Below are 15359 nucleotides of genomic sequence, written 5' to 3' on the forward strand. Positions count from 1 at the left end.
ACGGATTTGAAGCAGCGCCCGCAGCAGTCATGCACGTCGCCCGGCGCCGCTGCATTAATGAGATGAGTGTAGCGCGGATTGACGAAAATGCCATGAACCGCGCGCCTCGCCTTACCCCATATGACGGCGCTGAATTTCAGCGCACGCCTAAATAATCAAGTCCGAGTCCAGAAATCAAAAAGGCCTTATTGCAAACCAAAATCCACGCGCGTGGGCGCGCCTTTGTCCTTGATGCCGTCGGCGTTCATATGCGGTGAAACAATGAAAATCCGCTTGCTGTCGATCTTGCCGTCAAAGTAAGTCTTCACCGCTGTCGCCCGTTTTTGCGCCAACGCGCCGAGCGCGCCTTCATCGATAGGCGCATTGGCCGCGAGCGCCGCTTTCATGTCGGCGTCGGGCAAGGTCTTCGTCAAGCCGATCATGTTGCGCGGCTTCTTGAAGTCCGCGTCCTTGTACGCCTTGGTCAGGAACTTCGTGTATTCATCCGCGGAAAGCGTGATGGTCGACGGGCTGATGTTCGGGTTGTCGTCGCTCGAATCCTTCATCTTGGCAAGCTTCACCTGGCGATCCACGTATGCCGCGCGCAAGCCGGGTTCGTCGACGGCGGGATCCACCCGCGCCGACAAATCCATCTTGATGGACGGCTTGTCCGCCAACGCCTTCGCGATCGTGTCGAGCTTTTCCTTGCTGGCGTCGCTCAACGTGGACGAACCCGGGTCGAACTCCACATAACCGAGTTCCTCGGCGTTCTTGCCGCCGCCAAACGCGTTTGCCAGCAACGAGAACGGCGCGGTCACGGCGCGTTCCAGCAGGTTCACGATCGCTTTCCAGACCAGCGCGCCGACCGAAAACTCAGGATTCGAAAGCGAGCCGGAAATCGGGATATTTACATCGATCTCGCCGCGCGAATTCTTCAGCAAGGACACGGCCAGCCGCACCGGCAACTTGGTCGCGGTCGAGTTATCGACGTGATCGCCGAACGTGAGTTGATCGATAAAAAGATGATTGTTCGCGCTGAGCTTGTCGTCGGCGAGCTGATAGTGCAGGTCGACGTTCAACTTGCCCTTTGTGATCGGATATCCGGCGTATTTCGTGGAATACGGCGAGATATTCGGCAATTCGACGTCGTGCGCGCTCGCCGTCAGATCCAGGGCGGGTTTGGCAATCAGCGGATTCACCGTTCCCTTGATCGATACCGGTCCGTTTGCGTTGAGTTTCGCGGCGACATCGACGGGCGCGGAAACGGTCGAATGCGTCCCGAATGCGCCGATAGTCCCCGTGATCGCGACCAAATTCGCCGTGAAATTCGGCTTGATGAAGTTGTCGGTGTAAGTCACGCGGCCGTTTTGCAGCACGAGCTCGCCGAAGCGCAGATTAGGTGTAGGTGAGGTCGAGGTCGAGGTCGATGCCGGCTTGGACGTAGCCGGCGCGGAGGCAGCGGGCGCGGGCGTGGCGGCTACGGTCTGAATTCCCGTCTTGTCCTTCACCACGACGTCGCGCAGGTTCAGCTTGCCTTGTGCATCGAGAAGAACGCGGCCGTAGAAGTTGGCGAACGTGACGCGCGCGGCTTCCACGTCGGCGCCTTTTTCGTCGTAACGCGCGTTGAGCTTCGTCAAGCCGAGCAGCTTCCATCCGGCGAGCGGCTGGGAACTTACCCGGTCGATCAAACGCACGTTCGACAACGACACATCGCCCTTGTAACCCGCCTTGAGCGTGCGGCCCTCGCCCGAGAACGACGCGTCGCCGTTCGCGGTAAGCAACGCGCTGGAAAGCGATGCGTTCAGCGCGCTTCCGAAATAGGGCTCGAATGCCGCGGCGTCCAGCTGGCTTGCATCGAGATGCAGCGCGAGACTCAGCGGCTTGATCGTCAACGTTCCCGCCGTGGCAAGCGCGCCATTGCCGTTCAAGGTCAGCTTGCCATCCACGGCGAGCGGTTTCGTGAGGTCGTCCGTGACCTGCTTCACGTTCACCTGAAGCGGCGCAATGTGCAGCTTTACCGGAGTTGGCGTGGTTTCGTCGGTGAATTCGGCGGTGCTGTCGGCAAGCGAAACCTGCGCGATCTGGTAGCGCCAGGCCGGACCAGCGGCGTTCGTTTTTTGGATCTTGTGGGTTGCGCTGACTTCCGGCGCGGCTTCGTGCGGTCCGGCGAGCGCCGCGAGGTCGATGCTGCCGTCCTTCAGGCGTTTTGCATCGATGGACAGGCCGTTCAGCGTCACGCTTTCCAGTGCGGCGGTGCGCGCGGCGACATCGATTTTCGTAATTTTCGCCTCGGCCGAAGCCAGCGCAACCGGCGCCGTATTCGCGGTTGGCACGAGTTTCAGCGACTTGAGCGAGACATCGCCGGCGCTTACCTGAATGGACGCTTCGGGCTTCGACCAGTCAACGTGCAGCGGCAAGTTCGCGCTGAGCGCGCCGTCCGATACCCGCGCGGCAAGCGCGTTCGCAACGTACGGTTGCAGCGGCGGAAGCGGCAGACCGGCGAGCGCGAGTTTTGCGTCGGCGTTCTTGCCGGGTAATGTGAATCCGCCCGATGCCGCCAGCGTCCCGCCATGATCCAGCGCGGTTTTCAGCGTATAACGCGCCGGCGCTTTTCCGAGTGTGGAGAAGTCATCGAGCGTGACGTCCAGCGCCTTCAGGCCGAGCTGGGCGGGTTGCGCCATCAGGTTGTCGTTGAAGGCAATCTGGCCTTGGTCGATAGCAACATGTTTGATCGATAAATCCAGCGGTTGCGTCTCAGCCGCGGCCTTGGTTTCGGCGGCCGGAGGATTATCCGCGGGTGGACCGCTCAGTTTCTGGAAGTTGAAGGCGCCGGATTTATCGCGGGAAAGTTTTATATCCGGCTGAGCTAGTTTTATCTCGGTCAATTGATAAACATTGCGCAATGGCTCCAGATTCACCGCGTTCACATGCAGCGACTGCGCGGCAAAAAGCGGCGCGTCCTGCTTGTCCGTCACGTCGATATCCGCAAGATCCGCCGTGCCCTTGATGCGCACGACGGGTGCGTCGCCATTGAGCGAAAAACTCACGTCGAGATTGGTCGAAAGCTTGCCGCTTTTCACTGCGACGGGGAGCGAAGCCGGCGCGTACGAAACCAGTTGCGGCACATCGAGCCCGTCGAGTTGCAGCGCGACTTCCGACTCGCGCGACTCGGCGAACGGCTTCGTGCGGCCCTTGATGAACAGCGGCGATCCGTCGATGCGCGCCTGCAACGACGGCGTCACGAACAACTCGGTCGTGGAAGGCAGGTTCGCGATAAACGGAATCCCGACCGACCATTGATCGATCACGTGCTGCGTCTTCTGCAAGCGGTCGTCGAAATCGATGCGCCCGTTCGCAATCCGGATATTCGATACGGAAAACCGCGCGGGTTTATCGGAGGGCTTGGCGGACGGCTTTGAAAACTTTTCGATGAGATCCGAGAAATTGAAGCGCTGCGCGTCGTAACGGACGATATGAAAGCGCGGCGAATCGATCTTCAGCTCGTTGATCACGGGCGCGAGCCGAAACAGCGACGACCACGAAGGCAACACGATCAGCCGTTCTATATCGATAAAATCGCCGCCCTTGGCGTCGGCCGAAAGATTGCCTTTCGCCTCGCCAATATGCACGCGGTCGGCTTCGAAGCTGAGCGTATAAGGATTGAGCGCAATCCTGCCGATGCTGGCCGGACGGCCAAGCTGCGCGGAAATCTGCTGCTCGGCGATATGACGAATGAGAGGCGGCGCCGCGAAAAAACCGAGCAGCCCGATCACGATGACAAATAAAACCAGGCCAATTGCGACACGGCGCGTGCGGTTCGAACTGGCAACCGCATTTGCTCGACCGATCAGGCCACGGCCAGCGGATGTCAGGGAAGTCTTGTTCAGGCTTGCCATGCGGGCCTCACAGCGCGGCCACGCGCCTTGAAACCGCGCGTGACCTGGGGGAAACGGAAGGCCCGAGTATACGACGCGAAAGCGTCAAATTGAATCGGCGATGGTCCGTAGGTCCCTCGCTTAATACCGCGCTTAGTGCCTGTTTACTACCGTTCTATTGCCGTTCGATGGCCGGCGGCGCCCACGCGCCGGAAGTCGCTTCGGGCTTCGGCGCGTACAGACGCATCATCAACTGGAAGTCGCCATCGGGCGCGGGCAACCAGTTCGACGCGCGCGCCTTGCCCGGCGACGTCGCGGAAACGACTACATCGGTGGAACCATCGCGATTCTTCTTCAAGCGATCGCGGTCGCTGAGCGAAAGCCGCGGCGCTTTGTCATCGATCAGCGCGCCGTCCTTCGTGTACGCCGTCAAGGTCCAGAAACCGCGCACCGGCGGCAACTGATTGGGCGCGAAGTGCAGCACATAAGTATTTGCGCCGTTGAGCGCGTGGGCGTCGCTGTCCAGGAACGCGACGGGTTTCACCTCGCTCTCCTTCGTGCCCGTGCCCGGCTGACGTTTGGCGAGGAATGCACGCAACGTGTAGTCGGTGTCGTAATTGCCGACGGCGTCGCCGAACCAGACCCAGCCGTTGCGGCTCAACGCGTTCGACGGAACCGTGTCGACGCGCGCGCGGCCATCGGCGAGACCGGTTGTGAGCAAACCTGCATCCGACGGACGGAACTGAACCGGCTCGCCCGCCTTCACGCCCAGTTGCGCCAGCAAGCTCACCGCGTGCGGATCGTCGGGCACGGGCGGATTGTCTTCCAGCGACTTGGCCAGGCGCGTGAAATACGCGGTGGCGTCGAGCGACTCGGGTTTGTCGCCGCTCGAAATCACGCTCGGCGTGTTGGCCGTGACGTTCGGCCACGCGGCGCCGGCGGTGGTGGGACTGGTTTTATCGGCGGAAGGCGCCTCGATGCGCATCGCGGTCTGGAGCTTGCGCGCCTCGCGCACGTCGCGCTGACCGTTCACACGCACTCGCACCGACAACCACACGTAGCGCGTTGGTGTTTCCACGCGCGTCACGCCGTCGGGCAGCGTGCCGGTATAACCCTTCGGCACGAACGCGAGAACGCTGGCTTGCTCGGCCGCCGCGCGCGCCGCCTTGCCACGTTTTTTCACGATGAGCGCGGGGGCATCGGGCGTGGCGCCGATGCTGGAATAGATCACGTTGGTCCAGGCATCGAAGGCGCGGGCATCGAAATAACGGCCGCGCAACGCACCCGATGGCGCCGATTGCATGGACGACAACGCGGGCAACGAAACCAAAACCGGTCCACTCGATACATCCAGCCAAGCGGTCGACTCGAGCGTATCCACGCTCGGCCGCCCGGTCGCGCCGACCGGCGGCAACGCCGTGGTGTGCCGCAAGGTGTTCACGGGCGCTTGTCCCGGCTTCGATGCATTGCCGCCCGTCGCTTTTTCGCGCGCCAGGTCGGAGGCCACCAGCGGATAACCGAACACATAAGCATCGGCGACCTGATCTTTTCGCCAGCCGTCGCCGTTCGTCACCACGGGCGCTTGTGTAGAGCAACCGCCCAAGATTGCCAGCGTGCTCAAACCGGCAAGCATCCAGCGTGTCCCACTCATCGCAAACAACGGCACTGCCCAGCGTCGGTTATTTTTCATTCGAATTAGGTCTGTTTAGGCTTTTTTACTTCGTTCGGCGCGCGCGCCGGCTAGTCCTGGAATTCATGTCCTGCAGGTTCGCTCGCCGACGTTCAAACTATCGCTCAAGTTATCTTGAAAACGCGTTTTATCTTATCCAATGACGATAGGCAAGAAGCGCGTAACGATGTCAGATAATTAGTCAGATGTTTCAGAATTTTTGCTGCCTGTAACTGCCTATATAGTGCCGGTTTTTTATTCCCGCGCCATGGCAACGCAGGTACATCTCGCTTGAAAATACGCCTTGACCTTCCAATCATTGGAATGTCGATACTGGTGTTATCGGCCGGAAACTGATGGCCTGCAATGAATCGGGAAGGTTTTATGTCTGTTAGTACGGTTGAAAACATCGCTGTTGCATCGAATACCGCTGAATTTGCGATCGGCGGAATGACATGCGCGTCGTGCGTGCGGCGCGTCGAAAAAGCGCTCGCCAAAGTGCCGGGCGTGGAAACCGTCTCCGTGAACCTCGCCACGGAAAAAGCCACCGTTCACGCCGAATCGACCGTCTCGCGCGACCAGTTGCTCGCGGCCGTGACCAAGGCGGGGTATGAAGCGACGTTTATCGAGCCGGAAGCCGCGCCGGTCGTCGGGCCCGCGCACACGGGCGAGCTGGTCGCCGTGGTCGTTTCGGCGCTGCTGACGCTGCCGCTCGTCCTGCCGATGCTCGGAATCGACCTGAATCTCGGCGTGTGGGTATCGCTGGCATTGGCGAGCATTGTCCAGTTTGGGCTCGGCGCGCGATTTTATGTCGGCGGCTTCAAGGCGGTGCGCTCGGGCGAAGGCAACATGGATTTGCTGGTCGCGCTGGGTACATCGGCGGCGTGGGGTTTGAGCGTCTATGAATTGTTCGCGCATCCGGGCGAGTCCGCGCATCTCTATTTCGAAGCCGCGGCGGTCGTGATCACGCTCGTGCGCTTCGGCAAATGGCTGGAAGCGCGCGCAAAGCGGCAAACCACCGACGCCATTCGCGCCCTCGACGCATTGCGCCCCGAGCGCGCGCGGATTCGCGACGCCGCGACCGGCCAAGAACGCGATATCGCGCTCGCCGATGTCCTTAACGGCGACGTGGCAATTGTCCGGCCAGGCGAGCGGATGCCGGTCGATGGCGTGATTCGCGAAGGCCGCACGCACGTGGACGAATCGCTGATTACCGGCGAAAGCCTGCCGGTCGCGAAAGAAACCGGTGCGCGCGTCACGGCGGGATCGATCAACGGCGAAGGTGTGATTGCCGTCGAAACGACCGCGACGGGCGCGGAAACCACGCTCGCGCGCATCATCCGGCTGGTTGAATCGGCGCAGGCGGAGAAGGCGCCGATACAACGGCTTGTCGACCGGGTATCGGCGATCTTCGTGCCGGTGATCCTCGTGATCGCGCTCGTGACGCTGATCGGCTGGCTCGCGGTGGGCGCGGGCGCGGAAACGGCCGTGCTGAACGCGGTCGCGGTGCTCGTGATTGCGTGTCCGTGTGCGCTCGGGCTTGCAACGCCCGCCGCGATCATGGCGGGAACTGGCGTTGCAGCGCGCCACGGCGTGCTGATCAAGGATCCGCAGGCGCTGGAAATGGCGCATCGGATCAGGATTGTCGCCTTCGATAAAACCGGCACGCTGACCTTTGGCAAGCCATCCATGACCGCCTTCGATGCCGCCGATGGAATCGAACGGAACGAAGCGTTAGGGCTGGCCGCGGCCGTTCAACGTTTCAGCGATCACCCGTTGGCGCGCGCGGTCGTGGCCGCCGCCGATGCCGAATCGCTCTCGCCCGTCACCGCAAGCGATGCAAAAGCGGTCGCCGGGCGCGGCGTGGAGGCGCGCGTGGGCGAGCGTCGCCTGGCCATAGCGAGCGCGCGTTGGCTCGAGGAACTGGCCGTTGCCGCGCCGGATGGGCTCAAACAGCGCGCGGTGGAACTGGAAGCGCTTGGGAACACGGTGTCGTGGCTCGTGGACTTGAGCGTCCCGGCACGCGTCCTTGCTTTGCTCGCATTCGGCGATTCCATCAAACCTGGCGCGCGCAATGCCATCGCCCGGTTGAGCGCAATGGGCATCCGCAGCGTCCTGATTACCGGCGACAACGCGGGCAGCGCGGCGAGCGTTGCAAAGTCGCTCGGTATTGCCGCCGAAGACGTCTATGCGCAAACTCTTCCCGCCGACAAAGCGCGTGTCATTACGGAGTTGAAAGCGCGCACGACGGGCGCGGTCGCGATGGCCGGCGACGGCATCAACGACGCGCCCGCGCTCGCGGCGGCGGATATCGGCATTGCGATGGCGACCGGCACCGACGTCGCCATGGAAGCAGCCGGCATTACCCTGATGCGCGGCGACCCGGCGCTGGTGGCGGATGCTATCGATATTGCGCGGCGCACGTATCGCAAGATCCAGCAGAACCTGTTCTGGGCGTTCGTGTACAACCTGATCGGCATTCCGCTCGCCGCGTTCGGCCTGCTCAATCCGATGCTCGCCGGCGCTGCCATGGCGTTCTCGAGCGTGAGCGTGGTGACGAACGCCTTATTGCTGCGGACGTGGCGCGCTCAGGCCGGTCTGGTCGATGCCGGCGAACCCGACCTCGAAGGCAAGCCGATCACGCGCCCGGCGTAACGCGCGTCCGTGATCGACTCACGATGCATCTCTTCAATGCGGGCGGCAATGTCCGTATCGAAGAGCGCCGCTTTCGCGCCGTTCGTCATATCGACGTGAAGCAACATCTGCTCGCTCGCCGAGACGGGTTCCGAGCCGTCGCCCTCGAACATTTCCATGTAGAGATGAACGCGCTTGGCATCGAACGCAAGCACCGATGCCTCCACGCGAACCGCCGCGCCTTCCTTGATCTCATGCAGATAATTGATGTGCGCTTCGAGCGTGAACAACGAGCGGCCACGGGACGCGCGCCCGGCCTCGTCGAGACCGATGCGATCCATGAACGCATCGGTCGCGAGGCTGAAGATCAGCATGTAGAACGCGTCACGCAAATGGCCGTTGTAGTCGACCCACTCCGGCTTCACTATGTCACGATGAATGGTCGCGTTTTGCATGGTTGCGCGCTTAATCCTTGATGCCGTGGCGTGATTTCGCTTCGGCTATCGCGGTGAGTACGCTGGTAATGCAGTCATCGCGATACCGTTCCAGCTGCTTGATCGAGTGCGAACCTTGCTGTTCGGTCGTGCCTTCTACCACGCGGCCGATGAGTTCGTCGGTGAGCTTGGGCGCAACCAGTTTGGTCCACGGCAATTCTAGCGCCGGGCCGAATTGCTGCATGAAGTGGCGCATGCCAGCTTCGCCGCCCGCGAGCGTGTAGGTCAGGAACGTGCCCATGAACGACCAGCGAATTCCAGCGCCAAAACGGATGGCGTCATCGATTTCACCGGTCGTCGCCACGCCTTCGTTTACCAGATGCAACGCCTCGCGCCACAACGCTTCGAGCAACCGGTCCGCAATAAATCCCGGCACTTCCTTTCTCACGCGCAACGGCCGCATGCCGATGGATTCATAGAACGCAGACGCCGCTTTCAACGTGTCTTCGGACGTCTGCTCGCCACCTAGAACCTCGACCAATGGCAACAGATAAACCGGATTGAACGGATGGCCCACGATGCAACGCGACGGGTTTTTCGCGCTCGCGTAGAAGTCCGTTGGCAACAATCCGGATGTGGATGATGCAATGATCGCTTCCGGTTTTGCCGCCTTCGATACCCGCTCGTGAAGACTCAGCTTCAGGTCCTCGCGCTCGGGAGCGCTTTCCTGAATGAAGTCGGCTTCGGCCACACACTCTTCAATTGCTTCGACGAACCTCAATCTTTCCTTCGATGCCCCGTGCGCCAGCCCGACACGCTCAAGCGCGGGCCACGCATTCGCGACGTTCTTCCTTAGTTGTTCCTCGGCGCCCGGCGCCGGATCCCACGCAATCACGTCGAGCCCGGCCGCCAATGCCCGCGATACCCATCCACTGCCAATCACACCAACGCCCAACGCCGCAAACGTTCTGACTTGCATACAACGGATTCCTTATTAATTGTAATTCAAGCAAACTGCTCGATCTTGCGACGATCCAGCAAACGTTCGCCGCGTGCGGGCAGCTTGAGCTTCTTGCGCCCTTCAGCAGGTGTCAACGCGCGGCCGCCCAGACGTTCGATGATCTCGACCGCGCGCTGCACGAGCGTCCCGTTGCTCGCGTGCACGCCGCGATCCAGATACAAATTATCTTCCAGTCCAACGCGAACGTGGCCGCCTAAAAGTATGGCTTGCGCGACCATCGGCATCTGCATCCGTCCAATACCAAACCCTGCCCAGTGCGCGCCTGTCGGCATGTTGTCGACCATCGACTTGAACGTGCCGACATCCGCTGGCGCGCCCCATGGAATGCCCATGCAAAGCTGGAACAAGGGTGCGTCGTCGAGAAGGCCTTCCTTTTGCATTTGCTTCGCGAACCAGAGATGGCCGGTATCGAAGATCTCGAGTTCGGGCTTTACACCGAGTTCCTGAATGCGTTTTGCGCCGGCACGAAGTTGCGCGGGAGTCGAAACATAGATGGTGTCGCCATCGCCGAAATTCAGCGTGCCGCAGTCGAGCGTGCAGATTTCCGGCAACAGTTCTTCCACGTGCGCCAGACGCGTCAAGCCGCCGACGAGATCAGTGGCGGCGCCGAATTCCATCGGCGATTCGCCTGCGCCGATTTCCAGATCGCCGCCCATGCCGGCCGTGAGATTGATGATCACGTCCACGTCCGATGACCGGATGCGGTCCACGACCTCGCGATACAGCGCCGGATCGCGGCTGCCGCGGCCCGTTTTTGGATCGCGAACATGGCAATGCGCGACGGTCGCGCCTGCACGCGCGGCTTCGATTGCCGCTTCCGCGATCTGTTTCGGTGTGACCGGAATTGCCGGATGTTTGCCGGTGGTGTCGCCTGCGCCCGTTACCGCGCACGTCACGATTACTTCGTAGTTCATGTCACGCCGTCCTTTCAAAGGCCAAGATATTGCTTGACTGCCGGCAAGCCATCCTTGCCGTCCACCGTCTTCACGCCCGCAAGCCATGCGTCGAGCACTTGCGGATTTTTCTTCAGATAAGCCTTCGCCGCGTCGGCTGGGCGTTCCTTCGCCATGACGGGAATCATCAACTGGTTCTCGAGTTGCGTTGTGAATCGAAGGTTCGATACGAGCTTTCCGGCATTCGGGCAACGCGTCAAAAAGTCCGGGTTGGTGAGCGTATAGACGCGTGCTTCGCCATAGTTCGGGCCGAAGACTTCGTCGCCGCCGGCGAGGTAATTCATCTTGACCTGAATGTTCATGGGATGCGGTTCCCAGCCAACGAACACGACCCATTTTTTATCGCGGACAGCGCGATCGACCGTCACCAGCATGCCCGCTTCGCTCGATTGCACGAGCTTGAAACCGCCGAGTCCGTACTGGTTGGTATCGATCATCTTCTGGATTTGCGCGTTAGCGCTGCTGCCTGGTTCGATGCCATAGATCTTGCCGTCGAGTTCGTCCTTATGCTTCGCGATGTCCTGGAAAGTCTTCAGGCCCGCGTCGTATTCGTAGCTCGGCACGGCGAGCGTGGCTTTTGCGCCGGAGAGATTCGGTGGATCGAGTTTGTCGATGGCCTTTGAGTCGATGAATGGTTGCACCACCTTTTCCTGCACGGGCCACCAGTAACCGAGCGATACATCGATTTGTTTGCTTTTGAGCCCTGCGAGCGAGATTGGCACGGAGGCGACGGTGACTTTCGGGTTATAGCCCAGGCCTTCGAACACGACTGACGCGAGTGCGGTGGTCGATGTAATGTCGGTCCAGCCGATATCGACGAAACGGACCGTATGACAGGTTGCGTCTTCTTTGCTCTGGGCTGCGGCGCTGAGTGAAGTCAGCGCGAAAAACAGGCAGGCGAAGAGTTTTCTTGTGGCCGGGAGAGTGGGCATGGCTTCCTGTTCCGATGGTTTTTGTTTGGACGTTGGGTTGGGGTTCGGTCCCAACTGACCGTGTGTAAAAGTACTGCCGCAGAATACCGGGCGGGCGCCCGGGTGCGACCGGGTTTTGACTGCATGCGACCAGGGCCGGTCGTTCGCACTTGGTTTTGGGGGGCGGTTGGTAAGGGTTTGAGGGTGGGTTGCTGCTTTTTAGGTCTTTGCACGTTCCGTTCTAGATGTTCTCTTTAGCACTGTTAGCCACTAGCCGTGGCAGGGCTTCATTTCACGAGGTTCGACGCTGGCGCTTGGGCGGTTGTTTATAGTGGTTGGGGTTGGTGCCGGGTTGCTACTGCTTGGGGCTTTGCGGGTTCTGTCTTAGCTGACTTCTTTATCACTATTAGCCACTGTCCGTGGCGGGACTTCATTTCACAAGGTTTGCCACTGGGGCTCGGGCGGTAGTTTGTCTTGGTCGGGGTTGATGCCGGGTTGCTGCTTTTTGGGGCTTCTCGGCTTCTGTCTTAGCTGTTCTCTTCAGCACTGTTAGCCACTGGCCGTGGTGGGCCATATATAAACCGCACCGGGGCACGCGCCTTGCAAATAACCTCGAGCGCTTGCTGTAGCTGTCGAATCAGCGCGACAAGGTTAGCCATGTTCGACGCCGTATAGGTCACACTCTTGGTGCCGTCGCCTTGCGCGTACGAATACGACACACCCTGCCCGCCGTCGAGAGTCGCAAATATCGGCTTGCGCTTCGGAGAGTTGCGCTTCAAGTTGCGCTCGCGTTATGCCGCTAAAAAGGCTCGTCGCGGGGTCGTTACAGCATGGGCGCATGTACGGACACATGAGAGTCCTTTAAAGTCGTGCGGCGAATCCGCGGGCCTTTTCTTGGATCACGCGGCGCGCGCACACGCGATGCACGGTGTTATGTCCCGTCGCTATTGCTTGCATCGTTCGCCGCTTGGCCGGGATTGCTTCCTTTCCCATTCGTCGCACGCGCGTTGCGTAATGCGGATTGCACCTCACATTTGAAGATATGACATTGCGCCTATTTTGAGATTGATGCGCGCAAAAGTGCGTTAGCGTAGCGAGCCATGCATTAACAAAAAATCAGGATGACAACCGAATTGACGCGGTACGACAGATTCCGTTATGTGATGCGCAAGGCGCAACGCTTCAGTGTTGGCGATGACGCCGATAAAACGAAGGCTGGGCGCGCCATGTTGATGAACGCCGACATGCACATATGGGAGTCGAACACAGCGCTTGTGGCGCGCGTCGAAACGTTTCTGCGCGGCGGCTTTTCGTGGTATTCCCAATCGGACAAGAGCGCGCGGGACACGCTGCAGACGTTGCTCTCATACGTGCGTGATGGCGCGGTCGACATCTTGCAGGAAAGCGGCGCGACTACAAACGCGTTCGAGAACGGCGGCTTCACGCTTGACCCGCCAGCGCGACAAGAAAAACCGGATGCGCCGCCGTTCGATTACAACGCGCTCCTAGAACCGGATCGTCAATCGCTACGCGAATACAACGCAGCTATTGACGCGCGTATCGAGCAGGAAGCGCGATTGAACCCGTTGCCCTTCGAAACGGTGAAAGAATCGGAAATGCCGTTCCTGCTTTCGGTTGTGAGCATGGTTGCGCGTAGCGCAAACCTTGGACGCCAAGCGGTGCAGAAGGCAGCGTCCGGGCTTGGCGATATAGCAGACAACGCAAGTACGCCGTTGGGCCACGCGGCCCCGTTTGAGTACGTTAAGAGCATGGCGCGCGATGATGTATTGTCTATAGCCGCGCGCGGAGTGAGTGAATCACACGAAGGGGAATGCTTCGCAGATTACGAGAACGACTTAGAAATGTGCAATTTCGCAGGTGCACTGTATAAAGACCCGCGCACATTGGCTCTATGCAAGCAAAGGGCGTTTTCGAATTACCAATCCTGTAGGGGTTACTGAATGAATCTACGATACTTAGTTACCGGCTATGATCCGGCTACAAAAACACTTCGTCAGTTTTTTGTAGCCGCAAACGCGATAAGCGGTATTAGTGATGCACAAAACCGAACCCTTATCGAAGTCCCCGTGGATGATGAAAATGTGCTCGATGATGAGGCGGCGCGACGAATCGGAGGTATGGTTTTGATGTCGCTAGTTTCACAATACCCCGAATTGCGCCCGCTCGCGTTGATAACGGACGGCGACGGGAAAACGCTAATAGAGCGGACGGACGGGGGGCGAAAGTCGCCGTTTGAGCCGTAGAAGCGCCGTCAAGCGCTTAGTGGCCCAAGAGTTGGGACTTGCTATCACCGCGTTATGCCGCGTGTTGGTAGTTGTCATCCTGCCCGTCTAGATTGACGTTAGACCATTCGAGCGAGAGCATTTCTGTTAGCCGCATACCCGTATTAAGCGCGGTCAGTACGGCGAGTTTGAGGTAGCCAGCGAACACGCCGTCGAGCGCTGAAAGCGTAATCCTACGCGCGTTACGAGTCATGCGGCGCACTCTGCGCGCACCTGCGATTCGTGGTCTTCGAGCGCTTGCATAAGCCCGATACGTTCGTCATCGGTTGCCGCTGGGGTTAGCGGAAAACTCAGGCAAAATCCAGCGTTGAACTGTTCTGCACAACGGAGCACACTGTAAGACGTGACTTGCTATTTAAAAGAGGATTCGCACCGTTTAGGATATCAGCGCATCGCATTTTTTACCCCGGACAGAGTGGCTAACAGTGATAAAGAGATCAGCTAAGACAGAACCCGGGAAGACCTGAAAAGCAGCAACCCAGCATCAACCCCCGACCACTCCCACCCAACCCTCCCGTCCCCCGGTAAACCTCCCCATTGCGCCAGCAATATCCTCTTGCTACCGTCCCCGGTGCCACCAAAAAACCCACCCCTGATGCCACCGATCGAAGACTTTCATTTCTTGCTGCTGCCGGAGTTTTCGTCCATCGGCTTCATGTCGGCTATCGAACCGCTGCGCGTGGCAAATCGCTTTCGCGGCGAACTCTACCAATGGCACATTCTAACCACCGACGGCGGCCCCGTTTGCGCCAGCAACGGCATCTCCCTCAACGCAGAATGCGCCCTCGCCGACGTCAAATCAGCTCAGAACGTCATCGTGGTCGCCGGGTTCAACCCGCTCAGCCAATACTCCCGCGAAGTCGCCGAATGGCTGCGCAAGATGGACCGCGCAGGCGCAACCCTCGGCGGTATCGATACAGGCAGCTTCATCCTCGCCGAAGCCGGTCTCCTGCAGCACGAACGCGTGACCCTGCACTGGGAAGCGGCATCGGCGTTTCAGGAACGCTATCCCTCGCTGGCTGTAAGTCAGGAACTCTTCGAAATCGATGCACGCCGCATCACGTGCGCGGGCGGCACGGCGTCTATCGACTTGATGCTGGACCTGATCGGCCGCGGCCATGGCGTGGAACTCGCCGCGCAAGTGTCAGAACAGTTCGTGCTCGGCCGCATCCGGCAACGCTCGGACCATCAGCGCATGCAGATCGCGGCGCGTTATGGCATCCACAATCGCAAGCTGATTCAAGTGATCGGGGTGATGGAACAGCACATGGAGGAACCGCTGTCGCCCGATGCATTGGCGGAAGAAATCGGCGTGACGCGTCGTCAACTCGAACGCCTGTTCTGCTCTGCGCTGAAAGACACGCCGACGCATTTCTATCTCGGCCTGCGCCTTGCGCGCGCCCGCGAATTGCTGCAGCAAACGGATATGTCGATCACCACGGTGTGTGTGGCGTGCGGCTTCGAATCGCCATCGCACTTTTCTCGCACGTATCGCACGCGCTTTGGTTCCAGTCCGCGACAGGACCGCGCTTCGCCACGCGCGGCACCCCCACTTCAGGTCTCCGCCGCGGTGGCTTGAA

General features: G+C 60.0%; 11 protein-coding genes. 4 read left to right on the forward strand and 7 right to left on the reverse strand.

The window, feature by feature from the left end:
• Positions 1–185: 185 nt before the first annotated feature.
• Together ASG35_RS22485 and ASG35_RS22490 are read right to left on the reverse strand one after the other, a co-directional pair.
• The gene (locus ASG35_RS22485; protein WP_056362886.1) at positions 186–3875 is read right to left on the reverse strand and encodes a DUF748 domain-containing protein; all 3690 of its coding nucleotides are present in this window, start codon (positions 3873–3875) and stop codon (positions 186–188) included.
• Positions 3876–4029: 154 nt separating this feature from the next.
• Positions 4030–5544 (reverse strand): DUF1254 domain-containing protein, encoded by a 1515-nt coding sequence (locus ASG35_RS22490; RefSeq protein ID WP_082508556.1) that lies wholly within the window; start codon positions 5542–5544, stop codon positions 4030–4032.
• Positions 5545–5889: 345 nt separating this feature from the next.
• On the opposite strand from ASG35_RS22490, the gene ASG35_RS22495 reads away from it, so the two are divergent.
• Positions 5890–8178 (forward strand): heavy metal translocating P-type ATPase, encoded by a 2289-nt coding sequence (locus ASG35_RS22495; RefSeq protein ID WP_235527675.1) that lies wholly within the window; start codon positions 5890–5892, stop codon positions 8176–8178.
• On the opposite strand, the gene ASG35_RS22500 is transcribed toward ASG35_RS22495, so the two are convergent.
• The 5 genes from ASG35_RS22500 to gpW form a co-directional block, all read right to left on the reverse strand.
• The gene (locus ASG35_RS22500; RefSeq protein WP_056362891.1) at positions 8112–8612 is read right to left on the reverse strand and encodes a thioesterase family protein; all 501 of its coding nucleotides are present in this window, start codon (positions 8610–8612) and stop codon (positions 8112–8114) included. The two genes, ASG35_RS22495 and ASG35_RS22500, sit on opposite strands and share 67 nt — an antisense overlap.
• A gap of 10 nt (positions 8613–8622) precedes the next feature.
• A complete protein-coding gene (locus ASG35_RS22505; RefSeq protein ID WP_056362894.1) occupies positions 8623–9570 on the reverse strand; it encodes an L-carnitine dehydrogenase in 948 nt (315 codons plus the stop codon).
• Positions 9571–9596: 26 nt separating this feature from the next.
• Positions 9597–10526, reverse strand: coding sequence for a 3-keto-5-aminohexanoate cleavage protein (locus ASG35_RS22510; protein WP_056362896.1), 930 nt, complete (start codon positions 10524–10526; stop codon positions 9597–9599).
• A gap of 14 nt (positions 10527–10540) precedes the next feature.
• A complete protein-coding gene (locus ASG35_RS22515) occupies positions 10541–11497 on the reverse strand; it encodes a choline ABC transporter substrate-binding protein (protein ID WP_056362899.1) in 957 nt (318 codons plus the stop codon).
• Between the two features lie 506 nt (positions 11498–12003).
• Positions 12004–12195 (reverse strand): gpW family head-tail joining protein, encoded by a 192-nt coding sequence (gpW, locus tag ASG35_RS32850; protein WP_442854862.1) that lies wholly within the window; start codon positions 12193–12195, stop codon positions 12004–12006.
• 402 nt (positions 12196–12597) lie between these two features.
• On the opposite strand from gpW, the gene ASG35_RS22525 reads away from it, so the two are divergent.
• The 3 genes from ASG35_RS22525 to ASG35_RS22540 all read left to right on the forward strand — a co-directional run bounded on the left by ASG35_RS22525 (position 12598) and on the right by ASG35_RS22540 (position 15358).
• On the forward strand, positions 12598–13437 hold the full coding sequence (locus ASG35_RS22525) for a hypothetical protein (protein ID WP_056362904.1): 840 nt from the start codon (positions 12598–12600) through the stop codon (positions 13435–13437).
• Complete coding sequence (locus tag ASG35_RS22530; RefSeq protein ID WP_056362907.1) at positions 13438–13740, forward strand: hypothetical protein; 303 nt, start codon at positions 13438–13440, stop codon at positions 13738–13740.
• 634 nt (positions 13741–14374) lie between these two features.
• Positions 14375–15358, forward strand: coding sequence for a GlxA family transcriptional regulator (locus ASG35_RS22540; protein ID WP_056362912.1), 984 nt, complete (start codon positions 14375–14377; stop codon positions 15356–15358).
• The last annotated feature ends 1 nt before the right edge of the window (position 15359 follow it).

The organism is Burkholderia sp. Leaf177 (assembly GCF_001424345.1).
Classification (GTDB): Bacteria; Pseudomonadota; Gammaproteobacteria; order Burkholderiales; family Burkholderiaceae; genus Caballeronia.